22 protein-coding genes and 2 pseudogenes are annotated in these 23,088 nt (G+C 66.9%); 4 read left to right on the forward strand and 20 right to left on the reverse strand.

The features are described 5' to 3' along the window. Positions 1-67 precede the first annotated feature (67 nt). The 3 genes from ACYVKL_RS30060 to ACYVKL_RS30070 are packed head-to-tail and all read left to right on the forward strand — an operon-like array spanning position 68 to position 1,732. Positions 68-991, forward strand: coding sequence for an NAD(P)H-dependent amine dehydrogenase family protein (locus tag ACYVKL_RS30060; protein WP_379166511.1), 924 nt, complete (start codon positions 68-70; stop codon positions 989-991). Positions 992-1,034: 43 nt separating this feature from the next. Continuing rightward, positions 1,035-1,574, forward strand: coding sequence for a TetR family transcriptional regulator (locus ACYVKL_RS30065; protein ID WP_379166512.1), 540 nt, complete (start codon positions 1,035-1,037; stop codon positions 1,572-1,574). An 11-nt stretch (positions 1,575-1,585) separates the two neighbouring features. Then, positions 1,586-1,732 carry a DUF1059 domain-containing protein gene (locus tag ACYVKL_RS30070; protein ID WP_379166513.1) on the forward strand — a complete coding sequence of 49 codons (147 nt, stop codon included), beginning with the start codon at positions 1,586-1,588 and terminating at the stop codon, positions 1,730-1,732. 72 nt (positions 1,733-1,804) lie between these two features. Here the strand turns inward: ACYVKL_RS30070 and ACYVKL_RS30075 are convergent, their stop codons facing one another. The 14 genes and pseudogenes from ACYVKL_RS30075 to ACYVKL_RS30140 form a co-directional block, all read right to left on the reverse strand. Beyond that, positions 1,805-2,425: a hypothetical protein gene (locus ACYVKL_RS30075; protein WP_379166514.1), complete on the reverse strand. Its 621-nt coding sequence runs from the start codon at positions 2,423-2,425 to the stop codon at positions 1,805-1,807. A 47-nt stretch (positions 2,426-2,472) separates the two neighbouring features. After that, complete coding sequence (locus ACYVKL_RS30080) at positions 2,473-3,429, reverse strand: MlaD family protein (RefSeq protein ID WP_379166516.1); 957 nt, start codon at positions 3,427-3,429, stop codon at positions 2,473-2,475. Then, positions 3,426-4,526, reverse strand: coding sequence for an MlaD family protein (locus tag ACYVKL_RS30085; protein ID WP_379166518.1), 1,101 nt, complete (start codon positions 4,524-4,526; stop codon positions 3,426-3,428). The genes ACYVKL_RS30080 and ACYVKL_RS30085 overlap by 4 nt, the downstream gene beginning before the upstream one ends. Then, positions 4,523-5,626: an MlaD family protein gene (locus tag ACYVKL_RS30090; protein ID WP_379166519.1), complete on the reverse strand. Its 1,104-nt coding sequence runs from the start codon at positions 5,624-5,626 to the stop codon at positions 4,523-4,525. The genes ACYVKL_RS30085 and ACYVKL_RS30090 overlap by 4 nt, the downstream gene beginning before the upstream one ends. Next, positions 5,626-6,582, reverse strand: a complete 957-nt coding sequence (locus ACYVKL_RS30095) for an MlaD family protein (RefSeq protein WP_379166520.1) — start codon at positions 6,580-6,582, stop codon at positions 5,626-5,628. The genes ACYVKL_RS30090 and ACYVKL_RS30095 overlap by 1 nt, the downstream gene beginning before the upstream one ends. A 65-nt stretch (positions 6,583-6,647) precedes the next feature. After that, positions 6,648-7,604, reverse strand: a complete 957-nt coding sequence (locus ACYVKL_RS30100; protein WP_379166521.1) for an MlaD family protein — start codon at positions 7,602-7,604, stop codon at positions 6,648-6,650. Positions 7,605-7,651: 47 nt separating this feature from the next. Next, complete coding sequence (locus ACYVKL_RS30105) at positions 7,652-8,710, reverse strand: MlaD family protein (RefSeq protein WP_379166522.1); 1,059 nt, start codon at positions 8,708-8,710, stop codon at positions 7,652-7,654. Positions 8,711-8,714: 4 nt separating this feature from the next. Continuing rightward, the gene (locus ACYVKL_RS30110; RefSeq protein WP_379166524.1) at positions 8,715-9,578 is read right to left on the reverse strand and encodes an ABC transporter permease; all 864 of its coding nucleotides are present in this window, start codon (positions 9,576-9,578) and stop codon (positions 8,715-8,717) included. Continuing rightward, positions 9,578-10,435, reverse strand: coding sequence for an MlaE family ABC transporter permease (locus ACYVKL_RS30115; RefSeq protein ID WP_379166725.1), 858 nt, complete (start codon positions 10,433-10,435; stop codon positions 9,578-9,580). The genes ACYVKL_RS30110 and ACYVKL_RS30115 overlap by 1 nt, the downstream gene beginning before the upstream one ends. A gap of 268 nt (positions 10,436-10,703) precedes the next feature. Continuing rightward, a pseudogene (locus ACYVKL_RS30120) lies at positions 10,704-10,919 on the reverse strand (dihydrodipicolinate reductase); the annotation flags it as partial. A gap of 126 nt (positions 10,920-11,045) precedes the next feature. Further along, entirely contained in the window at positions 11,046-12,272 is a 1,227-nt protein-coding gene (locus ACYVKL_RS30125) for an RNA-guided endonuclease InsQ/TnpB family protein (RefSeq protein WP_379166525.1), read from the reverse strand. Positions 12,273-12,283: 11 nt separating this feature from the next. Further along, positions 12,284-12,853, reverse strand: a pseudogene (locus tag ACYVKL_RS30130) (Rieske 2Fe-2S domain-containing protein); the annotation flags it as partial. A gap of 30 nt (positions 12,854-12,883) precedes the next feature. Beyond that, on the reverse strand, positions 12,884-14,419 hold the full coding sequence (locus tag ACYVKL_RS30135; protein ID WP_379166526.1) for an aldehyde dehydrogenase family protein: 1,536 nt from the start codon (positions 14,417-14,419) through the stop codon (positions 12,884-12,886). Between the two features lie 52 nt (positions 14,420-14,471). Continuing rightward, entirely contained in the window at positions 14,472-15,467 is a 996-nt protein-coding gene (locus ACYVKL_RS30140) for an alpha/beta hydrolase (RefSeq protein WP_379166527.1), read from the reverse strand. A 189-nt stretch (positions 15,468-15,656) separates the two neighbouring features. Between ACYVKL_RS30140 and ACYVKL_RS30145 the strand changes: the two genes are divergently transcribed. Beyond that, positions 15,657-17,324, forward strand: coding sequence for an FAD-dependent oxidoreductase (locus tag ACYVKL_RS30145; RefSeq protein ID WP_379166528.1), 1,668 nt, complete (start codon positions 15,657-15,659; stop codon positions 17,322-17,324). Positions 17,325-17,729: 405 nt separating this feature from the next. On the opposite strand, the gene ACYVKL_RS30150 is transcribed toward ACYVKL_RS30145, so the two are convergent. Genes ACYVKL_RS30150 through ACYVKL_RS30175 form a run of 6 tightly spaced genes read right to left on the reverse strand, consistent with a single transcriptional unit; the run spans position 17,730 to position 23,055 of the window. After that, complete coding sequence (locus ACYVKL_RS30150; RefSeq protein WP_379166529.1) at positions 17,730-18,623, reverse strand: SDR family NAD(P)-dependent oxidoreductase; 894 nt, start codon at positions 18,621-18,623, stop codon at positions 17,730-17,732. Between the two features lie 46 nt (positions 18,624-18,669). Next, entirely contained in the window at positions 18,670-19,524 is an 855-nt protein-coding gene (locus ACYVKL_RS30155; RefSeq protein WP_379166530.1) for an LLM class F420-dependent oxidoreductase, read from the reverse strand. A 30-nt stretch (positions 19,525-19,554) separates the two neighbouring features. Then, complete coding sequence (locus ACYVKL_RS30160) at positions 19,555-21,024, reverse strand: FAD-dependent oxidoreductase (protein WP_379166531.1); 1,470 nt, start codon at positions 21,022-21,024, stop codon at positions 19,555-19,557. Between the two features lie 2 nt (positions 21,025-21,026). Then, positions 21,027-21,428 carry a carboxymuconolactone decarboxylase family protein gene (locus ACYVKL_RS30165; RefSeq protein WP_379166532.1) on the reverse strand — a complete coding sequence of 134 codons (402 nt, stop codon included), beginning with the start codon at positions 21,426-21,428 and terminating at the stop codon, positions 21,027-21,029. Beyond that, complete coding sequence (locus ACYVKL_RS30170; protein ID WP_379166533.1) at positions 21,425-22,309, reverse strand: NAD(P)-dependent oxidoreductase; 885 nt, start codon at positions 22,307-22,309, stop codon at positions 21,425-21,427. Before ACYVKL_RS30170 ends, ACYVKL_RS30165 begins: the two co-directional genes overlap by 4 nt. Continuing rightward, complete coding sequence (locus ACYVKL_RS30175) at positions 22,306-23,055, reverse strand: SDR family oxidoreductase (RefSeq protein WP_379166535.1); 750 nt, start codon at positions 23,053-23,055, stop codon at positions 22,306-22,308. The genes ACYVKL_RS30170 and ACYVKL_RS30175 overlap by 4 nt, the downstream gene beginning before the upstream one ends. Between the last annotated feature and the right edge of the window lie 33 nt (positions 23,056-23,088).

The following is a 23,088-nucleotide window of genomic DNA, read 5'->3' on the forward strand; positions in this document are numbered from 1 at the left end:
AAAGCTGGTCAGACGTCTGGACAGTCCATTGGGTCAGATCCAAACCTGCTATACACCAGGAGATTTCATGCCCATACGCGTCGCTCACGTCGGCACCGGAAACGTCGGCCGCCTGGCCCTGGCCGGACTGATCGACAGCCCTCCGTATGAGCTGACCGGGGTGTGCGTCTCGTCGCCCGGCAAGGTCGGCAAGGACGCCGGCGAGCTGGCGGGACTCGATATCAGCACCAGCATCACGGCGGTCGGTGACCTCGACGACCTGCTCGCCACCGAACCTGAAGTTGTCGTGTACTGCGCGATGGGAGACACCCGGCTGCGGGACGCGCTCGAGGACTGCCGCCGGATCCTCGCCGCCGGCGTTGACATCGTCGGTACGGCGCCCGGATTGCTGCAGTACCCCTGGCAGACCCTGCCCGACAAATACATCGCGCCCATCGAAGAGGCGGCGCGCCGAGGCGGCTCGAGCATCTTCATCACCGGTATCGACCCCGGATTCGCCAATGACCTGCTGCCGTTCACCCTGGCCGGGACCTGCCAGATCGTCGAGCGGATCCGCTGTACGGAGATCGCCGACTATGCCACCTACGACGGCGCGACCGTCATGTTCGACGTCATGGGTTTCGGCAAGCCGCTCGACGAGGTCCCGATGCTGCTCCAGCCCGGCGTCCTGAGTCTCGCGTGGGGACCCGCCATCCGGCAGCTGGCCGCCGGACTCGACGTCGAAATCGAGAAGATCACCGAAGACTACGAGCGGATTCCCGCGCCTGAGGCGTTCGAGATCGCCGCGGGGCACATCCCCGCGGGCGGTCTGGCCGCCCTCCGATTCGAGATCCGCGGGATCGTCGACGGACACCCCGCCATCGTCGCCGCGGCCGGCCGCATCGTGAACGCCATCCCCGCGGTCGTGGCTGCGCTGCCCGGAATCCGCACGACGCTCGACCTTCCCCTGGTGACCGCTCCCGGGCGCTTTCTCGCAGCAGCCCCACTGTGACAGCTATTGCGGACGGCCAGCCACTGGAATAGCATTCGGACACATGTCCGATCTCTTGTCTAGCGAAGGGCTCTCGCCGGATCATCGCCCACGCGAGACCGGCAGACTCGACCTGATTCTCGACTCCGCCCGCGCCCTTGTCGCCGCCCGCGGCTTCGAACGCCTCAGCGTGCGCGACGCCGCCGCAGCGGCAGGGGTGACCGCGTCGTCCGCCTACGTCTACTTCGGATCCACCGCCCAACTCCTCTCGGAGTTGTTGTGGCGCGGGCTGATCACGTTGCCGACCACGCGTTCGGCGGCCCGCCGGCGCAGGTCGAAGTCCAAAGCCGACCTGCGCACCGAGACCTTCGAAGTCCTCGGCCTGCGGTCGCGAACCGCCCGCGCCGTCCGTCACCGAATCCACGCCGCCCTCGGCCCCGACGCCGACAGCGCCGTCGTCCAACACCTCGAGGCGCTCTACACAGCCGCCCTGTTCGACGCCGGAGCCGGTTATGCCGCAGACTCATTCGGCGCACGTTCCCCCGAACAGGTAGTGCTCCGGATACTCGGCAGCATTGACCGAACCGACCAGAGACCGTCATGAAGGAGACCCCCATGAAGACCCGCCTCAACTGCCCCTGCGGCGAGTACATCCGTGGAACCGACGAAGACGACCTGGTGGGGAAGACCCAAGCCCACCTGGCCGCGAACCACCCCGATCACGACTACACCCGCGACGAGATCCTCTTCATCGCATACTGATTCACCAAGGGCGCCTCCACAGCTTCCGCCCCGCCGACATGGCGGGGCATCCCGGCGTGCGGGGTGCAGCGGCTACTTCGTGGGCAGCGCGTTCTGCAAGCCGCCCACCTCGGTGATCTTCCAGTCCGAATTGCTGTCGATGGCAAGGGAATAGGTGACGGTGGTCTGGGCGCCGTCGGGGGTCTGAGCGCTGGTCGATGCCACTGTGACGTAGGCGTTGACCTTGTAGATTCCGCCGGATTCGGACACCACCGCCGAGGACAGCGGGGTTGCCTTCGATGTCCATTGCAGTGGTAGCAGGATCTGCTCCAGTTGCGGGCCGGTGGCGTCGAACTTCGCCGAAAGTTGTGGTGAGGTGGAGGTTTTGAGGCGGCCGAGCCAGGCTTTGACGTCACGGTAGTCGATCGTCGATGCGCCGAGTGCGTAGTCCGACGCGATCTGCTCCGCGTGGCGGTTGTCGGTGGCCTTGGCGTCCCGGTCGGCGATCGTGGATCTGGCCGAGGAGTACAGGCTCGCGAAGGTCACCGTCGATGCGACCAGGGCGATCGCGGCGGCAGCGGTGAGCACGGTCGACAGCCTGATCGACAACGTGCGCGGGTCCTCGCCGCGGCGCTCCCGCACGATGCCGCGCGACCCGGCTTCTTCGGTGCCGGTGTCCGTTTGTGTCGTGTTCTCGTCTGTAGCGGTGGTCATTTCCTGTCCTTTCGCCGGATCTGCCTTCCGGGTCCGCTGCGCGGCTACTACTTCATGCCGATTCGGAAATGCAGTGCGCCGTCGGTTCCGGCGCCTTGGAGTGCTTGATCGATGAGAGCGCTGATGTCGAGAACAGGTGCTCGCTGGTCGATACCGGCGGTCAGCGGCGCCAGTGCCGGTCCGAGCGGAGCGAGATCGGGGCCGATCCGGTTCAGCAAGGCGGTCAGGTTGCCAAGGAACGGGACCAGGCCGTCGCCGGTGAAATAGGTTGTCACCGGGCGACTCTCGGCCAGGGTGGACCCTTGTTCGACGATCGCGCTGAGCGTGACACCGAAGTCGCCGAACCGTGGCCCGGCGGCGTCGAGTGAAGGTCCCAGCCAGTCCATGTTGCCGCCCAGCGCCTGGATGTCGCTGAACAGCTGGCGGATCGAGGCGGTGCGGCTGAGGAGGGCGGCCGCGAGCAGCGTCGTCGACCGCTGCAATGTCTGCATGGTGGCGTCGGTGCCGCTCAGCGCATGGTCGAAGGTTTCGACCAGACGTGAGATCGCCTCTGGATGAACCTGATTCAGCAGCTCGACCAGCTTCGCCGCCAGCGTCGAAATGGTCATCGGCATCTGAATCCGGCTCGTCGGAACCGTCTGTCCGTTCGCGATGTAAGGTCCACCGCCCGCCTTGGGGGCGAATTCGATGTAGGGCTCGCCGAGCGCCGACAGCTGCTCGATGCGCACGTCGCTGGCCACGGGAATGCGATACCGGTTGTCGATTCTGAGCCGGACGAGGACGCCGGTAGCCTCTTTGCTCACCGACTGGGTGCGGCCGACCTGCACGCCCGCCAGCAGTACGGGAGAGTTCGGGGCCAGTCCGCCCGAGTTGTCGAGGTGCATGTCGGCGGTGATGTAAGTGCGCCGCGGATCCAGGTGCAGCACGCCGACGGTCATGTAGACGACGCCGAGCACCAATACCGTCACGATGGCCGACAGTGACACGGCCGCACGGATGTTCACCGCACCACCCCGATCATCCGGAGCGTGTCGATGACGCGGCCGGTCTGCTCCTCTGCTGACATCGCCGGGGCCGCGCCGGGGGAGGTCACGCCGACATCCACCACGTTGACCTTGGGACCTCGATCGACGAACGGAATGATCTTGTTCTGAATCAGATCGACCAGCTTCTTCAGGTTCGACGGGGAATCGGTGTCGAGGGGGTGAGCGCCGAACAGCACCGGCACCAGCGACCGGGTCGCGCCGTCGAGCGATTTCAGCAGCGGCCCCAGCCATTCGGCGGCGGGCGCGACCGGGCCCAGCGCGGTCAGTACGAAGATGACGCCGATCTGAGCATTGACCGAGTCGGTCGTGTGTTGCACGCCCTCGTCGGTCAGCAGATCGTCGAGGATCGGCACATTCTTCTTCAGACCGTCGTCCACGGTGGCCTGCAGACCGTCGAGCAGGGAGTCGACGGAGTTCAGATGATCGCCCAGATCGGACAGATCCGCACCGAGGACGCCGGCGATGCGGGCCGTGTCCCGTGGGTCCTGGGGCAGAACAGCATTCATCTTGCGGACGATGCTCTGCATATCGGATATCGCGCCGCCGCCGACGAACGTGGCCAGCCCGGCCAGGATGTCCTCGATCGGCGGCGATTGGGTGGTGTCCGCGAGGGGGATGGTCCCGCCCGGCGCCAGTTCGGCGGCGGCAGCCTTCGCGGGTTCGGTGAGCGCGATATGGACATCGCCCAGCGGAGTCTCCTGACGCAGCTCCGCGGTCGTGCCCACCGGCAATCGAACGGAATCTCGGATAGCGACGTCGGCGATCACAAATCCTCTGTGCACCAACTGATTCGAAGTGCCGATTCCGGGGTCGACGACGGTGACTCCGGTCAGCTGCCCCACCCGGACCCCATCGGCTATCACCTTGGCGCCCTGCGGGAGGTTGAGGACATTGGTGAACTCGATCCGCAGGTGATAGGTCGGACCGCCGACACCGGAGCCGGGCACCGGCAGATCGGCGGGTTGGAGATCGCACCCGCCGACAGCCAGAACCACGGCGGAGATCAGCAGAGCGCGCAGGCCGATTCGGCCGGCCGGCCGGGAACGTCGTGTCATCGTGCGCTCACCGCCGCCAGCAGCATCGGTAGCGCCGGCACTGCCACGGCCCCGCCGTCGGACTTCTGGCATGAGCTCCCGGCCAGACTCTGCAATGCCGCGCAGATCTGGGTCGTATCCTGCTCGGCGAGAGCGAGTTTCGGCGGTGCGTAGCCGATGGTCAGCTGCTTGGACACCGGGTCGATCGCACCGGCGAATCCGGTCGCGACGGCCGGCGCCATGCGGATGACATCCGAGAGCGATCCGACGCCGGCGGCGATCAGATGCGACAGGTCGGCCGTCGAATCCAGCGCTCGCAGCGCGGGCGAACCGAACATCATGATGACGTCGTTGAGCTGCGGCAGCACTTCGGCGAGGGCTCCGACGAGCTGGACGATCGGCGGAAACGCGATCGTATCGATGTCGCCGAAGGTCTGCGGCAGCCCGGTGACGGATTCCTGCACCTGCGGCCATCCGTCGCGGGCCCGGTGGGCGAGCGCCGCCAGCGCGTCGAGAAGCTGCCCGAGATGACCGATCGCCGCGTCGGGCGCGGTGAGGGCCTTGCCGAGTTGCGTGATGAGAGCGTTGATCTGGCCACCGGATCCGGAGGTGGCGCGGTCGAGCGCATCGAGCCCGTCGCCGAGCGCGCTGTGCTGCCCCGGCTCCCCCGCACCGTTGAGCCGGTCGGCCAGGGTGGAGAGAGCGTCGAAGGTCTGCGTCAGGCTCTTGGGTGTCAGGGTCTTGCTGATGCACTGGCCCGCTTCCCATCCGGGGCCGGTCGGTTCAGCACCGATGAGGGCCAGCTTCCGATCGGCGACCAGCGTGTCGCTGACTGTCACCGCGCCGACGTCCGGGGGGAGCTTACGGTCCGCCCGCACGGTGAATCGGACCCGCGCCGACGTGCCCTCGGGCTGGATATCGGTGACCCGCCCGACCTCCACACCCATGATGGTGACCGCGCTGCCTGCGTACAGGCCGATACTGTCGGGCATTTCGGCGCAGTATCCGCGCAGTTGCGGGCTGGGCTTGCTCAATTTCAGTCCGATGGCCGCCCCGAGAACGAGCGTCACGACCACCGCCGCCGACATCGCTCCGCGCGATCCCAGAATCGATTTCAGCATCAACATCCTCCTCCCGGAACCGGAACGCACACCGCGGGAAGCGGGATCGTCGCGGCGGAGTGATCGACGCTCACCCCGCCGCCGGTCGGCAGCAGCGGAAGCAGTCTCTGCTCGAAACCGCGCAATGCATCGAGCAGTGTGCCCAGGCGTCCGCCGAGCTCCTGCAGCCGCGGTATCGCGTCTGCCAGCGGCTGTGCGCGGTCCTTCAGCGATGCGTCCCAGGCGCGCCCCAGTGGCGAGAGATCGTGCAGCACGGCCGCCAGATCGTTGAGGGACTGCGCGACCTGCGTCTTGTTGTTCTGCACGATCGTCTCGAGTGTTCCGAGATTGGTCAGCAACTTCGCCAGTACATCGGAGTTCGCCTGCAGCGCCGTCAGATACTCGTCGGCGATCGACAGGGTCCGCGACACGTCGCTGTTCTGCTTGTCGAGGATTCCGACGAGGTCACCGGCCGCCTTCACCGCGGTGCGGACAGCGTCGGGACTCTTGTCGATCGAGGTGGACAGCGCCGCGAGATCCTGGCGCAGGGTGTCGCCGCTGATCCGGCGAACCGGTTGGACGGCATCCTGGAATGCCTGAGTCAGGTTGTAGGGCAGGACGACTCGCTCTTGCGGGATCACCGTCGCACCGAGTGGCTTCGTTCCGGCCGGCTCGACGGCGACGTAGTAGCCGCCGACAACGGTAAGCATGCGGACGTCGAGCGTGGTCTGGTCGCCGACGAACGTGTTCCCGGCGACGGTGAAGGTCATTCGGACCCGGTCGGGAAGCAAGGTCAGTGACTTCACCTGCCCGACCGGTATTCCCGCGATGCGGACGTCGTCGCCGGTCCGAACAGCTCCGGCCTGCGCCAAGTCCGCGAAATACGTGCTCTCGGAGGATGTTCCGGAAACGTAGACCACACCGATGGCGATCGTGATGACCACCGCGGCGAGTATCCCCGCGATCCCCCAGCGCATGTCGTTCACCGAGGGGTTCGGGAAGACTCGCGCGCCTCTGCTCCCGCCCCGGGGGCGCCGGAGTCCTACGAGTGACATAAGACGATCCCCTGTCCGCCGATCAGCAGTCGGAGCGGCTCCGGCGCCGGTGCGGCGCCGTGCGAGCAGGTCAGTTTTGCGCCGGGACCGGTCTGCGGGACCGCGGCCGTCATCGCCTGGATCAGGCCCGGCAGTCGGTCGAATACCGCCACGGCCGCGTGCGGGTCCGGGAAGGCCTGGCGCAGTATGGCGTCCAGGTCGTGATCCCGGTCGCCGGTCACGCCGATGACGGCCAGCATGCTCCGAAGAGGCTGCAGCACCGGGGGAATCCGATTGGCGAAGTCGACCAGCCCGGGCAGCTTCTCGGTGATGGTGGTGAACAGATTCGTCAGGTTCGTCAGCAGCTTCATCGCGTTGCCGGACTTGCCGCCGAGGTGATCGGAGATCTGGGCGAGATTGCCGACCAGCATCGACAGCACGGCTTGCTGGTCGGACGCGTAGCGGCTCAGCTTGTCGATGGCGTCCAGCGCCGGGCCCAGACCTGTTCCGTCGCCCTGGATCACCGCGAGCATGCTGCTCGCGAACTGATTCAGATCATCGGGCGAGAGCTGTGCGAGCACCGGTTGCAGGCCTTTGAACAGGGTCGTGATGTCGAATGCCGGCACTGTCTCGGTCACGCCGAAGACGGACTTCGGATCGCGGCGCTCACCCGGCTGCTCCGCCTGCCCGATATCGAGATACCGGAAGCCGGTGAGGTTCTGATATCGGATGGCGATCGTGGAGTTGACGAACACCGGCCGGGTCCGGGTCACGGTGAAGCGGACACGCGCGAGCGTGCCGACCAATTCGACGTCGCGGACCTTGCCGACGCCGACCCCGTACATGCGCACGTCGTCGCCGAGTCGGAGCCCATTGGCGTCGGTGAACATCGCGGTGTACGTGGTGGTGTCGCCGCGGACGGGTCGCTCGACCAACCGGAAGACGCCGACGAGTACGAAGCTCATCAGTACGACCGCGATGCCTACACGCAGGAGAAGTGCACGGATCGCCATCAACGCCCTCCCGTCACCGGGCGCTGCCCCAGCAGTGCCGCGAGCGGCGCGGCGAGCCCCGGCACCACCTCGAGATCGACGCGAGCATCGAGCACGGGCCCGGCAGGTGTGTCGTGAAACGCGGCGCCGAGCCGGGTCAGGAGTTCGCTCAGCTGCTCCGCCGAACGCTCCGGCGTGCCGATCGACGCCGACACCTGGTCGAGAATGGCGCTGAGCACGGGCAGTGTTCCGGCGAAGTACTGCTGCGCGGTGCTGAGAGTCTGCGTGGCCACCGGCAGCAATTGGTTCTGCACGTCGGTCCACAGCCGACCGAATCGCTGAAGATGTTCCGGCGACTTCAGATACTGGTTCGTGTAATCCGCCTGCAGCACGGCCAGTCCGCCGGTCAGCATCGGCGGCAGCCCGGTCAGGGTCGAACCGAACTGGTCCAGCAGTACCGACGGCGGCAGCTGCTGCGTTTCGGCGAATGCGCGCGCCGTCGCTCCCAGCGCCTGCAGCAGCGGCGTGAAGGCGCTCAGGTCGCGCGAGGCCTTGCTCAGCAACTCGACGAGTTTCGGTGTGAGCACCCTGTCGGTGAGCTGACCCGTCGATTTCAGCAGAGCCGCCAGCGTCGCGTCCTGGACGCGGCCGGAATCGCGGTCGGTCAGATCGACGATCGATCCGTCGGCGAGCGCCGGACCGCCGGCGCCGGACCGCAGATCCAGCGCACTGATTCCGAAAAGATTGCCCGGCGCGTAGTCGACGCTCAGCGCGGATGTCAATCCGAACAGCTGAGATCCACGCAGTACCAACCGAATTCGCTCCCGACCGGACCCGATCACATCGATCGCGCCGACCGAACCGACGCGGACACCATCGAGGCGGACATCGGTTCCCGGTGCGATTCCTTCGCCGATCCGGTCGACGAGCAATGCGACGCGCATCTCGTCGGCCGGTCGGTTCTCCGGCATGACGCGCCAGCCGATGAGGCCGGCCACCGCGAGTAGAACGGCGGCGGCGCCGAGGATTCGTGCGCGCCGGGGTCCGACTTCGGTTCCCGGCAAAGCGTAAGGAGGCATGGTTTCACCCGGTGAAGGAAATGGGGGACTGAAATCCCCACAGCACGATGGTGGCGAGCATGTCGAGGGCGATGATCGACACCAAGCTCGCGCGTATCGCGCGCCCGGACCCGACTCCGACCCCTTCCGGGCCGCCGGTGGCGAAATACCCTTGGTAGCAATGGATCAGGACGACAGCGATGGCGAACACGATCACTTTGACGGTCGCCGCGATCACGTCCCAGCCGACGACGAACTGATCGAAATAGTGGTTGTAGGTTCCCGAAGGTGTCCCGTGGACGGTCGTGACGATCAGCGCGCAGGAGAAGTAGCTCAGTACCAGCGCGACGACGAATGCCGGCCCCACCGCGACGATTCCGGCGATGACCCGGGTGGTCACGACGAACGGCACCGACCGGATGCCCAGCGACTCGAGCGCGTCGATCTCCTCGGAGATCCGCATCGATCCGATCTCCGCGGTCATGCGGCAACCGGCCTGGGCGGCGAATCCGACGCCCGCGGCGATGGGTGCGAGTTCGCGGGTGACGCCGAATGCCGAGATGAGTCCGGTGAGCTGCCCGAGCGACAGCAGATTCAGCGCGCTGAACGCCTCGATGCCGATCGACGCGCCCATGGCCGCGCCCATCAACAGCATCAGCGGCACCACGCCACCACCGATGATCACCGACCCGCGACCCCAGGTCATGTCCGTGATCACCGAAATCGTCTGTCGGCGATAGTGCACCAGCGTGTACGGCACCGACGCCAGCACCTGCCAGACGAATCCGATCACGAATCCGATCGACTCGATCGGGCGCAGTGGATCCGCGTGGTGGCGCATCCGGCGTGCCCAGCGCAATCCGGCCGGGATGTAGGGGGCGGCCGCCATCATGCGATCCGTACCGGGAGGAACATGGCGACCACCTGGGTGATGACCGTGTTCAGCACGGTGACGGCCGCGACCGACATCACGACCGCGGCGTTCACGCCGTCCGCGACTCCGCGCGGACCGCCTTTGGCTTCCAGACCGCGCTGACAGGCGATCACGACGACGAGGAAACCGAAGATGATCGATTTCACCAACGACACCCAGATGTCGATCGGGGTCGTGAAGGAACCGAACGACTGCCAGTAGCTCCCCGGCGTGACATCCAGGGCGGACACCGCGACAGCGAAACCCGATGCGATACCGATGAAGATGATCAGAACGTTGAGCAAGGGCGCGACCAGCATCATCGCCGCGATGCGCGGCACGACCAGCCGCTGGATCGGATCGACGCCCATGACCCGCATCGCGTCGACTTCTTCACGGATCGTGCGTGCCCCGAGGTCGGCGGCGATCGCGGCGGCACCGGCGCCGCCGAGCAGCATCGCCGTCGCCAACGGTGCACCCTGTTTGATGACGCCCAGGCCGCCGGCGGCGCCGATCATCGAATCCGCACCCAACTGCGACACGATATTGCCGACCTGCGCTGACACGATCACACCGAACGGAATCGCCATCAGCACACTCGGTACCGCGGTGACTCTGATCAAAAACCAAGCCTGGCTGAGGGTTTCGTGGATCTGGAAGCGCAGCCGAAGCGCATCGTCGATGCCCGTGTAGGCCGCGTCGGCGCCCATGCGCAGGGCTCGCCCGAAAGTCGCCAGACTCGACAGGACGGTATCGGCGAAGTTCCTGCGCAGAATCTCTCCCGCGCCTGCCTCGCCATCCCCCGGCCGGGTCGAATTGTCGTCAATCGCCATCGAATCGCGTTGTTCGTCGTCCATGTCATCGCGTTCGGGGGTGTGCTGGGTCGCCGTCACAGGCGCTCCCTCCGCTCCGCACGGTCGCCTTCCGGCCGTGCCCCGCGGGGGACGCTACCATATGACATGGACCACATTCCAGACACCATTCCAGAAAGTTGCTCAGTTCTGCGGGACACGCTGAAATGGTGCACCGTCGCGACTCGGCGGTGCGCTGACAAGGCTCGGATTACCCTCTGTAGCAGTGCAATTCAGAAACTCATGGTGGTCAGAGTTTGAATCGTCCCGCGAAACTGCGCAGAGGTAGGTCGGCGCTGGTGATGATGCCCGGACGTGCCGCGACGACCGAGCGGAGTGCGTTGAGGACCGGCAGCCCGGTGACGGTCATGCCGATCGACGCGAAGTTCTCCGGCCGGGACATGTCGAACCCCTTCGGGGGAAAGATCATGTGTTTGCTGTAGACGCTCGGGTCGCCGGTGATCTGGTCGCCGGTCGTCGCGTCGCCGGTGATCTGGGTGATTTGACGTCCTCTCGGTCGCGGACGGCCGGGATTCCTCCTGAACCTCGCGGTTCTGCGGTGGGTTCCTGTTTCACAGGGACGTGCCTTCCGCTAAGCGGCTGGACTTACCGTCCCTCCGCAGGCGTTTATCCTCTCCGCCCGTCCGGCGGCGAGGATATTGTGTGCCGCGTTCAGATCGCGGTCGTGGATGGTTCCACAAGCGCACGTCCATTCCCGAACGTGCAAGGGTTTCTTCTCGCTCACAGCCCCGCACACCGAGCACATGCGGGTGGACGGGAAGAACCGGTCCACTTTCACGAACGTGCGCCTGTATCGGGCAGCCTTCTCTTCGAGCATGCGAGTGAACATGCTCCACCCGGCGTCATGCGCGGATTTGGCCAACCGGGTACGCGCGAGACCTTTCACGCACAAGTCCTCCACATACACCGCTTGGTTGTCGCGGATGATCCGTGTCGAATGCTTGTGCGCCCAGTCCCGGCGCTTATCGGTCACTTCGGCGTGTGCCTTGGCTACCTTGATCCGGGCCTTGGCCCGGTTGGCGGAACCTTTCTCCTTGCGGGACAACGCTTGCTGCGCCTTGCGCAAGCGGCGTTCGGCCTGCCGCAGGAACTTCGGGGAGGCGATCGTTGTGCCATCGGACAGGACGGCGAAGGTCGCCAACCCAAGGTCGATACCGACCTCGGTGTCGGTCTGCGGCAACGGCCGGTCGTCGACCGCCACGACGAACGACGCGAAGTACCGGCCCGACGCGTCCTTGACGATCGTCACCGACGACGGCTGCGAGGGCAGCTCCCGCGACCACACGACCTTCATGTCACCGATCTTCGGCAAACGCAGCTTCCCACCCGCCGTCACGGCGAAACGTGCGTTCTTCGTGAACCGGATCGTTTGCCGAGGGTCCTTGCGTGACCGGAAACGCGGCCGACCGACTCGGGCACCCTTGCGTTTGCTGGTGATCGAGGCGAAGAAGTTGCGGTAAGCGGTGCTCAAGTCAGCCAGAGCCTGTTGCAGCACCACCGAGGACACCTCACCGAGCCACTCCCGGCCGGGGTTCTTCTTCGCTGCCGTCAACGCCTTCGACAGCTGGCTGTCGCTCACGTAGGGCAATCCGGTCGCACGCGCAGCTTCTCGCGCCGCGAGCCCGTCGTTGTACACCACCCGAGCACAACCGAACGCCTTCGCCAGCGCGATCTGCTGGCCGGGCGTCGGATAGACGCGGAAGTTGTACCGCAGCTGCACACGATCGACCGTACCTAATGGTTTATGGCAGAGCACAACAATTTTCGTACTGGCAGACACGGTGTTTTCATCCGTCATGCTCACTACATGCGGGTGAACTCCGGCACGAACGGCGTCTTGTGCACGAACTTGAAGTGGGCGAAGTCGACACCGTTCTCCAGGACATACTGCGGATGCAGTTCCAGGTTCGGGCGGTAGAGGGTCGCCACCGGGACCGGCGGGTAGTAGTCGGCGGCGGTCTTGCCGTCGCCGAACGCGGCGAACAGATCCGGGACCTCGAAGTGCGGCCCCCGGCCCTCGACGTCGAACCAGATCCACACCGCCTCGTTGCGTTCCACCACCGGGTAGCTGCGGATGCGGCGGCCCTTGTTCGGGTGACTCTCGTAGGGAATGCACACATTTCGGCCCTCGCGGTTCCACTCCCAGCCGTGGAACGGGCACACCAGGTTCTCGCCCTCGACGTGGCCGCCGAAGCCGAGATGCGCGCCCAGATGCTCACAGTAGGCGTCGAATACCGAGATTCGCCCCGACGCCGAACGCCACGCCACCATCTCGCGTCCGAAGTACTTCATCGTGTGCACCGCCCCGACCGGGATCTCGGTACACCAGGCCACCTGGAACCAGCCGGTCGGCTCCATCGACAGGGGTGGTTTCGCCATCTCGATCCTCCATCTCCCCCAGGGGCGAGCTCAGGAGAGCAAGCGACGCAGCAGCCGGTTGCCGAACCCGTAGCGCAGCAGCCCGTCGAGGTCTCGAATCGTCTTCTCCGAGTATGGGTACCAGATGCTTTCGCGTGTGGGCTGCCAGCGGTCCAGCAGGATCGGCTGCGCGTGCGCGAACCCCCGCAGGGCATCGGTCCCGTTGACGTGACCCACCCCGCTTTCCTTCCGGCCGCCGAACGGGGCCTCGGGGACGCCGTAGATCACCGCGGCGTCGTTGTGGACGACCGAGCCCGTGGTGAGCCGGGCGGCGATGCGTCGCGCCTTGGCAGCATCCTTGGTGAAGACCGATCCGCTGAGGCCGTAACGGGAGTCGTTGGCCAGGCGGATGGCCTCCTCCTCGTCGCGAACACGCATGATGGCCGCGACCGGGCCGAAGGTCTCCTCGGTCATCAGGTCCATGCCGTGGTCGGCGTTGACGACCACGGTCGGCTGGAAGAACAACCCCTCCCCGGTGCCGGCGGCGCCACCCACGGGAATCTCGGCGCCTTTCGACTTCGCGTCGTCGACGTGCCGGGCGACGATGTCGAGTTGGCGATCCCAGAACAGCGGGCCCAGATCGGTATCGCCGGGACCGTAGCGGACCTCGGCGGCCTTGCGGGTGACCAGCGCGATGAACTCGTCGGCGACCGCGTCGACCACGTAGATCCGTTCGACGCTCATGCACACCTGACCGGTGTTGAACATCGACAGGTACACCGCACCGGCGGCGGCCCGTTCGAGATCGGCGTCCGCGCAGACGATCATGGCGTCCTTGCCGCCGAGTTCCAGCGTGCACGGCAGCAACCGCTCCGCGCAGGCAGTGGCGATCTTGCGGCCGGTACCGACGCTGCCGGTGAAGCACACCTTGTCGATCCGGGAATTCACCAGGGCGGCACCGGTTTCCCCATCACCCCGCAGCGCCTGCACCACATCCTCGGGCACTCCCGCTTCGTGCAAGACGCGAGCGACCCACGCGCCGGATTCGGGAGTCACCTCGGAGGGCTTGAACACGACGCTGTTTCCCGCGAGCAGTGCCTGCACCACCGGATTGAGCGTGAGGACGAACGGGGCGTTCCACGGCGTGATGACGCCGACCACGCCCAGGGGCTGGTAGTGGATATAGAGCTTCTTCGTCGGACGCAGGTAGCCATGCAGCCGTTGCCGATGCGGGCGCAGGGAGCGGCGGGCCCGCGTCGTCCAGTAGTTGAGAAAGTCGCAGGCGGGAACGATTTCCACACCGAGCGCCTCGACCAGTGGCTTGCCGGTCTCGGCGCGCACGGTTTCGGCGATCTCCGAACGACGGGCGACGATCACTTCGATCGCGGCGCGCAGGATCGCAGCGCGCTCACCGACATCACGAGCGGCCCACCCGGACTGGGCGGCCCGAGCACGGGCCACGGCTATCTCCACCTGCGCCGCTCCATCGACCTCGAACTCGCCGATCGGGTTGCGGTTCTCCGGACTTTCGAGTGCCAGCCGACGTCGTCCGGCCTTGGTGTCCGGGAGTGCGCGAACGATGGCCATGTCTATCTCCTACATCGCGATTCGGCGCCGGCGGCATTGCCGGCCGCCGCCTTCAAGCTCGCTCGGTGCCCGCCCCGGGCTGCGGAGCGTAGTACGTGCGAATGGCGTGCTGCAGCCAGCGTTCCCGCGAGCGGGCGGCGCGGCGGCTCACCTCGGCGGTGGGGACGATGCGGTCGAAGCCGTGCCAGCAGCCGGGGTAGATCTCGAACTCGACCGGCACACCAGAGGATCGGAGCCGCTCGACGTACTGGATCGTCTCGTCGCGGAATGGTTCGAGATCGCCGACATAGGTGAATGCCGGTGGCAATCCACGCAGGTCGCTGGCCCGCGCGGGTGCGGCGTACGCGGGCACGCGGTCGGTGCCGTACCGATCGCCGAGGTAGAGCTTCCACGCCGAGATGAGTGATGTGGTGTCCAGCAGGGGCGCGTCGTTGTCGCGGGCCGAGTCGGTCGCGATCCGGTCGTCGATCATCGGATAGATCGGCATCTGGAACGCGATATTCACCTGTCCCCGGTCGCGCGCCACGAGAGTCAGCGCGGCGGTGAGTCCGCCGCCCGCGCTCTCGCCGGCGACCGCGAGCTGGTCATCACGGATGCCCAGTCGAATCGCATTGTCGCGCAACCAGAGCAGCGCGAGATAGCCGTCATCGAGTGCCGCGGGATACGGCCGGTCCGTACTGAGCCGGTAGTCGGGTGCGACGATGACGCATCCGGTTCGCGCGACCAGTCGCCGATACACGGCGACGTCCTGCTCCGGGCGTCCGATCGCGTATCCGCCCCCGTGCAGCCAGAGCAGGCCGGGGGCGGCGGCGGTCGGTTCGACCGGACTGTAGGTCATCAGCCGCAGGCTGGTGCCGTCGCCTCGATGAACACGAAACTCGTTGATGCGCAGGCTCTTCGGCCGCCTTCTGGCAGGCACTCGCATCGCGAGGTCCAGGATCCGGCTACCGGCGCGCAGTCGCTTCTCCGAATGCCCCGAGAGCAGGCGTCGGATCCACAGGCCGGGACGCCGCAGCTGACTGTCGATCATGTCGCCACTGACGTTCATCACACCCCTTCCGGAGTCGAGGCGAACGTATCACAGAGATGGAATCCATTCCAGACACTAGTCCAGATTGGGTCGGTATTGATTCGATCGCATACCTGGAATACTATCCGGACACGTGTCTAGCGGATGGCTCTTCTGAGATCGTCGCCGAAACCGCACCCCCTGCTTGCCATCCCGAGAGGACGTGTCATGGCCTATGTCATCACCCAGCGATGCTGCAATGACGCCAGCTGCGTCACCGAATGCCCGGTCGACTGCATCCGGCCCCGCCCCGACGATCCCGGCTTCGCCACCGCCGAAATGCTGCACATCGACCCCGCCACCTGCATCGACTGCGGAGCGTGCGTCGAAGCCTGCCCGGTGGACGCGATCTACGCCGACGACGAACTCCCGCCACAGCTGGCCCGTTACGCCGACATCAACGCGGCCTGGTTCCAGCACCATCCGCTCGATATCGGGATAACCCCCGCCCCGGCCATCCAGCGCCTGCCCCGCGACCGCGGCCCGCTGCGCGTGGCCATCGTCGGTGCGGGCCCCTCCGCGTGCTACGCGGCCGAACAGCTGATCGCCCGTGGTGATGTCGAGGTCGAGATGTTCGATCGGTTGCCCACCCCGTGGGGACTGGCCCGGTACGGCGTCGCCCCCGATCATCCCGAAACGCGCGGAGTCACCGAGATGTTCGGGGCTGCGTTCAAACGCGATGCCGTGCGCTTCCACCTGAACGTCGATGTCGGACGCGATATTTCGCATCGCGAGCTGCTCGACTACTGCCACGCGGTCATCTACGCCGTTGGCGCCTCCGGTGACCGCCGATTGAACATCCCCGGTGAGGACCTCGCCGGAAGTCTGTCCGCTACCGAGTTCGTCGCGTGGTACAACGGGCACCCCGACTACGCGGACCTGCGGCCGGACCTGTCCGGAGAACGCGCGGTCATCGTCGGCAACGGCAATGTGGCGCTGGACGTGGCCCGCATCTTGACCGCCGACCCGGACATGTTGGCCCGCACCGACATAGCCGACCACGCGTTGGAGGCGCTGCGCCACAGCGGTATCCGAGAGGTCGTGATCCTCGGCCGCCGCGGCCTGGCACAGGCTGCCTACACCGGGCCCGAATTCCTCGCGCTCGGCCGGCTACTCGACACCGATATCGTCCTCGACCCCGCAGACCTGGATGCGGCCGTGCGTGAGGCGCTGTCGGCTCCGAGCACCGACCCGTCGACCCGATTGAAGCTGACCGTCGCCGAGGAATACGCCGCACGCGCACAGACCGGCGCCGCCAAGCGCATAGTCTTCCGGTTCCTCGCCTCACCCACGGCGCTCGACGGCCACACACAGGTGGAGACCGTGCGCGTGGTCCGCAACGAGCTCCGCGACACCGCGGATGGCGTCATCGCCGCAGCGACCACCGACAGCGAAACGATCGACGCCACACTCGTTCTGCGCGCCGTCGGCTATCGCGGCGCCCCCGTCCCCGACATCCCCTTCGACCCCGCCGCCGCAGTCATCCCGAACGATCGCGGCCGCGTGACCGACGCTGCCGGTCGCACGCTGCCGGGCGTCTACGCCACCGGCTGGATCAAACGCGGCCCCCGAGGCGTGATCGGCACCAACCGGCGCGACGCCGAAGACACCGTCACCGCGCTCGTCGAGGACTTCACCGCCGGACACCTCGACCACCCGAACCACGACCGGGAAGCCTTGGCGGCCCTCCTGCGACATCGCTGCCCGAACCTGGTCGATCGCACCGGTTGGTCGATGATCGACACCGCCGAACGAGCCAACGGAGCGAAGTCGCAGCGTCCCCGGCAGAAATTCACCCGCACGGACCAGATGGTCACGGTTGCCCGCGGCACATAGCTCGCACAGCTGTCGACACCGGTGGAAGGATCAGGACTGCCATGCCGGTCACATCGTGCATCCCGGTGGCACGCTGCCAGCACCTCCACCGGGTGGCGGACCTGCTGGCAGCGTGGGGAGCCGACACCGACGTGCAGTACGCCGCGGACTGTGTCATGCCCTGTACGGGACCGACGGGTTCAAACAGCCACCGGTCGAGCTCTTCGACCGGCCGAGAGCATGCTGCGGGCGTTCGTGGAGATCACCGCCGCGAACGAACTCGACGTCATGATCCACAACGCCGAACTCGCCGCGCAGCACTCGATGGCGCTCTAGCAGCTGTTGGATCGCGCGAAAGACCTACTCTCGCAGCCGGCGTGGCAAGCCTGGCGGAAGCTGGTGGATGGGGATCGTGTGCGGTGACCGTCAGGGGTTGGCGGTGTCTCGGCGGCCGATCATGGCGGCCAGCTCCTCGACCGACCAGGGTTCTTCCTTGGCGTGATCGCGGTAGCCCAGCGGCGACATTGCCGGGCGCAGGAACTTTCCGATGAATCCGCCCGCGGCGATGAAGATTTCGCCGGTGACCTCGCGGGCGGCGTCGGAGGCCAGGTACAGGTAGAGCGCGGCGGCGTGCTCCGGGGGTGGGGCGTCGAGTGACCCGTGCATGGTCGCTGTGTCGAGCAGGCCGCGGCGGTGGAGTTCACGGATGTGGGACTCGTAGTCCGGGCCGGTGGACAGGCGGGTTTTCGCGCCGGGGCACACGGTATTCACGCGGACGCCGGTTTCTCGGAGTTCGGCGGCCAGGGCCAAGGTCAGGCTGGCGACCGCGCCCTTGCCGGCCGGGTAGCCGGTGCCGCCGTAATCGCCGAGGTAGGCGAAGGAACCGGTGTTGATGATGGAACCCGTGCCACGGGCGGCCATCAGGGGCGCGGCGGCGCGGCAGGTGTTGAAGACCGTGGTGAGGTGGGAGTCGAGTTGTCGTCTCCAGTCGGCGGTGCTCACGTTGAGGATGGACGACCCGACCGGCTCGGCGATTCCGGCGCAGTTGATCAGGATGTCGACAGTGCCGAAAGTTGTCGCGCACGTGTCCATCAGGCGATCGGCGATCGTCTCGTCCGCGGCGGTGCCGGGTACGCCGACAGCCTTTCCGCCGGCGCGCACGATCGACTCGGTCGCCTGAGCGACCGAGCCCTCGTCGCGCGAGTTGACCACGACACCGGCGCCGTTGGCGGACAGCAGGTGTGCGACCGCCAGGCCGACTCCGCTGCCGCCACCGACGACGACGGCTCCGCGACCGGCCAGAATCTGTTCGTTGGACATGCCCGGCTCCTCGTTGGCGCTCGCTACCCGCACGGTGGTGAGATTGTCACGGCCATTGCAGATCGGAGAGCTTTCGGCGCAACCGATCGAGATAGTGCAGGACGTCGTCGGTGGATCGATCCGGCAGCCCGTACAGCACGTCGGTGACCCCTGCGGCCTTCCAGCGCACGAGCTTTTCGGGATCCGGTTTGAAATCCAGTGCCACCACGCGTGGGGTCCCGGGGCGTCCCGCGTCGGACCAGACCTTGTGCAGCAGCGCGAGTCTGGCGGTGATATCGGTTTCGGTCGGTGTAGTGATCCAGCCGTCGCCGGTTCGCGCGATCCACTGGAAGGTCTTCTCGGTGCCCGCGGCGCCGATGAGGACCGGGATGTGGGGCTGCGCCGGTTTGGGCCACGCCCAGCTGGGACCGAACTTCACGTGGTCGCCGCTGTAGCCGGCTTCCTCCTCGGTCCACAGCGCCCGCATCGCCTCCACGTACTCGCGCAACACCGTGCGGCGCTTGTTCGGCGGCACGCCGTGATCGGTGAGTTCGTCGGTGTTCCAGCCGAATCCCGCACCCAGAGTGACGCGGCCGCCGGAGAGGTGGTCGAGCGTTGCGATGGTCTTGGCCAGCGTGATCGGGTCGTGTTCGACGGGCAGGGCCACAGCGGTGGACAGTTCGATGCGCTCGGTTACCGCGGCGGCCATCGCCAGCGCCACCCACGGGTCGAGGGTGCGGGTGTAGCGGTCGTCGGGCAGGGAGGCGTCTCCGGTCGACGGATGGGCGGCTTCGCGTTTGACCGGAATGTGGGTGTGCTCCGGCACGAAGAACGACTGGAAGCCGCGATCCTCAGTGGCTTTGGCCGCCGTCGCCGGTGCGATGCCGCGGTCGCTGGTGAACAGTACGATTCCGAATCGCATTCGGGTGCTACCTCTTTCATATCTGTGGGCTCAGCTCAGCGCCGCGGCCCGGCCCGCTCGACGGCCGTAGAAGCTGCTGTCGCCCAGCGAGGCGCCGCTGGCGTAGCCGCCGGTGCAGATGCCGGCGGTACAACGACCCGCCGCGTACAGTCCGTGAATCGGCTTGCGGGTCGAGGCCAGAACGCGCCCGTCGAGGTCGGTTCGCAAGCCGCCCAACGGGAATCCGGCCGTGAATCCGCGCATGTCGAATGCCGCGACAGGCGAGCCGATCGGTTTCAGGAATTCGGGCTTCTTGCCCAGCAGCGGATCCGCTCCGGCGGCGGCATGCTCGTTGTAATACGAGACCGTCTGCTGCAGAGAGCTTTCCGGCAGCCCCATCTCGCCTTCGAGTTCGGCGACCGACTCGGCGACCCAGGTGGGCTGGGCGCGAAAGAACGGCGTCGACGTCACGGTCTTTCGCGCCGCTTCGTTGCTGTCGTCGTCGATGATCAGGAACGCCTGGTTGTCCTGCTCGATCAACGTCGCCTGCCCGATCCGACCCGGGTAGGTGTCCTCGGTGATGTACCGCTGCCCGCGACCGTTGACCACGATGCCCCGAGCCAGCATCTGCGGATCGCCGAAGAAGGCGACTTCGGTGGCGTCCATGGCGTCCACCTGCGCGCCGACCGCCTGTGCGACGCGGATGCCGATGCCGTCGTGCTCTTCGATCGCCGCCGCCGGGCGCCCGATCAGACGAGGCGCGTGGGCGGCGACCATCTCCTCGTTGTAGGCGAAACTTCCAGTGGCCAGCACGATCCCGCGGCGCGCGCGGACCGCCATCTCCTCGCCGTAGCGCCGGGCCGCCACCCCGACCACCCGGCCGGTGTCATCGAGGATCAGACGCTGGATGCGGGTGTCGTATTCGACTCGGACACCGAGCTTCTCGGCGGTCTCGACCAGCGGCTTCATCAGCATGTAGCCGCCGCCCTTCTCGCCGGTGCGCTTGTTCTGCATCTGCGGAACATGACCGCGTGGCGCGGGAGTCGCGATCGTGTTGAACGGGGCGGCGTTCTCGCCGCCGGAGTACATCAACCCCTCGTCGTGGGGAGGCTCCCAGCCGGGCTCGCCCCAGAACTCCTGTTTGAACTGGACACCGCAGTCGACCAGCCACCGATAGTGTTCGACGCTGCCGTGGGAATAGTCGGCGATCTTGGCGTGGTCGGCGTTCGGTCCCACGGCGGCCAGCAGAAACGCCTCCATGTTCTCGGGGGTGTCGTCGAAACCGAGCGCCTGCTGCAGTGGTGTGCCGCCGCCGAGGTAGACGAAGCCTCCGGCGAGGGCCGCGGCGCCGCCCCAGCCTCCGGTGCGCTCGAGGATGAGCACGTCGGCACCCGCGCGTGCGGCTTCGATCGCCGCACACACCCCGGCGATTCCGTAGCCGGCGATGACGACGTCCGCCTCAGCGTTCCATTCGGAAACGTCCGCCGCTCGTCCCGGCGCTACGTCTTGCACGTCGACCATGGTCAGTTGCCGCCTTCTCGCTGCTTGCGCCGCTCCTGGGCCAGCACGGTGCCGACGGCGGTGTCGAGCTTGGTTCCGGCCGCCCATCCGATGTAGTGGCACAGGAAGATCGCGACCTCGCGCAGCTGCTCCTCGGACAGCTCGGCGTTGCGTAGCGCAGCGCCGAGCTGGATCTCGGCGACGTCGATGTGGCCCTGCGCGGACAGCGCTCCGAGCAGTAGCAGTCGCCGATCGCGAATGGTCAGCCCGGGCCGCGACCAGATGTCGGCGAACAGGTGATCGGCGGTGATGCCGAAATGGTCGCCGGGGCCGTCGGAGAATTCCCAGCCGTAGACCTCGCTCATCTTCGCGAGCCCGCGGGTACGCGTGCTGTCGTCGGCGGTCGTGTTGTCGGTCGCGGTCATGATGCCTCCTTGTCGAACAGTTGCCGGCCCACACCCAGCCCGTCCCCGAGATGGGTCAGTGCGAGGCCGGCCAGCGGCAGCGGCAGGCCGAGCCGCTCGCCCAGTTCGAGAGCGAGCGAGAGATCCTTCTCGCCGAGATTTCGGACATGGGTGAGAATCGGCAACCAGAAGTCGCCCGCTGGGATCGCTGCGGTGGTCTCACGCAGCATGATCGCGCCGGGGCCACCGGTCACCGCATCGGAATGCCTGACGACCTTGCCCAACTCGGTGATGCTCAGCCCCGCAGCCTCGGCCAGTCGTTGCGCCTCGGTGGCCGCGGTGAACGCGACGAAGTGGAGCAGGTTGCGCGCCAGCTTCATTCGCGTGCCCGCGCCGACCGGGCCGGCGTGCACGATCAGATCCGAGAAGCATCCGAACGGCCCGCGGACGCTTTCGAGCGCGGCGTCGCTGCCGCCGACCATGACCGCGAGGGTGCCGCGGGACGCGGCGGGCGCACCGCCGCTGACGGGCGCGTCGACGAATTCGACACCCCGATCTGCACACACAGCGGCGAGGTTCTCCGCAGTCCGGTCACTGATCGTGGAGTGCACCGCGATGACCGTGCCCGGCGCGGCGGTGCTCAGAATGCCCGCCGGGCCGGTGACGACGTCGATGACCTGTGCGTCGTCGATCACGGTGACGCAGATGACCCGTGCGTGCTCGGCCAGCCCGGCCGGGCTGGCGGCCGAACCCGCGCCGGCCTCGGTGAACGGCAACGCTGCTTCGGCGCGGACATCGCAGACCACCAGACCGCCTGGCCATTCCAGCAAGCGGCGCGCCATCGGCGCGCCCATGTTGCCCAAGCCGATGAATCCGACAGGGGCGGGGCCGGTTTCGGTCATCGGATGATCTGCCCGCCGTCGACATTGAGGACCTGGCCGGTCACCCAGCCCGCGTCATCGGAAAGCAGGTAGAGGCAGGCGCCCACCAGATCCTCGGGGGTGCCCATGCGCTTGATCGGGATGCGCGACACCATGTCCTTCACGATGTTTCCCGGGGTGACGGTCTGGGTGGCCTCGGTGTCGATCGGTCCCGGCGCGATGGCGTTGATCCGGATCTTCGAGCCGCCGAGCTCGGTGGCCAGCTGCTGGGTGAGGCCGTTGATGCCGACCTTGGCCAGGCCGTAGAAACCCGAGTACACCCAGGCGGCGGTGGAGGACTGGTTGACGATCGAGCCGCTGCCCGCGGCCAGCATGGGCTTCCACACCGCACGGGTGACATTGAGCGCGCCGTCGAGGTTCACGCTCATGAACTTCTTGTAGTAGTCCCAGGGCACGGTGAGCAGCAGGTCCAGCTTCATGTCGCCGTAGATGGCGGCGTTGTTGACCAGATGGTTGATGGCGCCGAACTCGGCGACGGTGAATTCGGCCAGGGCCTCGGCGGATTCGGGGTCGGAGACGTCGACCCGGTGGAAGGCCGCGGTGCCGCCGTCGGCGGTGATCTGCTTGGCCACCTCCTCGCCGCGCTCGGTGTTGAGGTCGGCGACGACGACATTGGCGCCTTCGGCGGCAAGGGCTTTCGCATACGCCGCGCCGATGCCCTGTGCGGCGCCGGTGACGATCGCGGTGCGCCCGTTGAAACGTGTCATGGTGTGTTCAGCTCCTCGTGGTGGATGTCGTGA

It is taken from the genome of Nocardia tengchongensis (genome assembly GCF_054781395.1).

What these genes read in the sequence shown, in the direction of transcription:
- ACYVKL_RS30085 (WP_379166518.1), bottom strand. Translation starts at nt 4,526, where the DNA reads ATGACACGACGTTCCCGGCCGGCCGGCCGAATCGGCCTGCGCGCTCTG.
- ACYVKL_RS30095 (WP_379166520.1), bottom strand. Translation starts at nt 6,582, where the DNA reads ATGCGCTGGGGGATCGCGGGGATACTCGCCGCGGTGGTCATCACGATC.
- ACYVKL_RS30110 (WP_379166524.1), bottom strand. Translation starts at nt 9,578, where the DNA reads ATGGCGGCCGCCCCCTACATCCCGGCCGGATTGCGCTGGGCACGCCGG.
- ACYVKL_RS30090 (WP_379166519.1), bottom strand. Translation starts at nt 5,626, where the DNA reads ATGCTGAAATCGATTCTGGGATCGCGCGGAGCGATGTCGGCGGCGGTG.
- ACYVKL_RS30160 (WP_379166531.1), bottom strand. Translation starts at nt 21,024, where the DNA reads ATGGTCGACGTGCAAGACGTAGCGCCGGGACGAGCGGCGGACGTTTCC.
- ACYVKL_RS30170 (WP_379166533.1), bottom strand. Translation starts at nt 22,309, where the DNA reads ATGACCGAAACCGGCCCCGCCCCTGTCGGATTCATCGGCTTGGGCAAC.
- ACYVKL_RS30150 (WP_379166529.1), bottom strand. Translation starts at nt 18,623, where the DNA reads ATGTCCAACGAACAGATTCTGGCCGGTCGCGGAGCCGTCGTCGTCGGT.
- ACYVKL_RS30065 (WP_379166512.1), top strand. Translation starts at nt 1,035, where the DNA reads ATGTCCGATCTCTTGTCTAGCGAAGGGCTCTCGCCGGATCATCGCCCA.
- ACYVKL_RS30105 (WP_379166522.1), bottom strand. Translation starts at nt 8,710, where the DNA reads ATGCCTCCTTACGCTTTGCCGGGAACCGAAGTCGGACCCCGGCGCGCA.
- ACYVKL_RS30060 (WP_379166511.1), top strand. Translation starts at nt 68, where the DNA reads ATGCCCATACGCGTCGCTCACGTCGGCACCGGAAACGTCGGCCGCCTG.
- ACYVKL_RS30115 (WP_379166725.1), bottom strand. Translation starts at nt 10,435, where the DNA reads ATGGCGATTGACGACAATTCGACCCGGCCGGGGGATGGCGAGGCAGGC.
- ACYVKL_RS30070 (WP_379166513.1), top strand. Translation starts at nt 1,586, where the DNA reads ATGAAGACCCGCCTCAACTGCCCCTGCGGCGAGTACATCCGTGGAACC.
- ACYVKL_RS30165 (WP_379166532.1), bottom strand. Translation starts at nt 21,428, where the DNA reads ATGACCGCGACCGACAACACGACCGCCGACGACAGCACGCGTACCCGC.
- ACYVKL_RS30140 (WP_379166527.1), bottom strand. Translation starts at nt 15,467, where the DNA reads ATGAACGTCAGTGGCGACATGATCGACAGTCAGCTGCGGCGTCCCGGC.
- ACYVKL_RS30075 (WP_379166514.1), bottom strand. Translation starts at nt 2,425, where the DNA reads ATGACCACCGCTACAGACGAGAACACGACACAAACGGACACCGGCACC.
- ACYVKL_RS30175 (WP_379166535.1), bottom strand. Translation starts at nt 23,055, where the DNA reads ATGACACGTTTCAACGGGCGCACCGCGATCGTCACCGGCGCCGCACAG.
- ACYVKL_RS30135 (WP_379166526.1), bottom strand. Translation starts at nt 14,419, where the DNA reads ATGGCCATCGTTCGCGCACTCCCGGACACCAAGGCCGGACGACGTCGG.
- ACYVKL_RS30145 (WP_379166528.1), top strand. Translation starts at nt 15,657, where the DNA reads ATGGCCTATGTCATCACCCAGCGATGCTGCAATGACGCCAGCTGCGTC.
- ACYVKL_RS30155 (WP_379166530.1), bottom strand. Translation starts at nt 19,524, where the DNA reads ATGCGATTCGGAATCGTACTGTTCACCAGCGACCGCGGCATCGCACCG.
- ACYVKL_RS30125 (WP_379166525.1), bottom strand. Translation starts at nt 12,272, where the DNA reads ATGACGGATGAAAACACCGTGTCTGCCAGTACGAAAATTGTTGTGCTC.
- ACYVKL_RS30100 (WP_379166521.1), bottom strand. Translation starts at nt 7,604, where the DNA reads ATGAGCTTCGTACTCGTCGGCGTCTTCCGGTTGGTCGAGCGACCCGTC.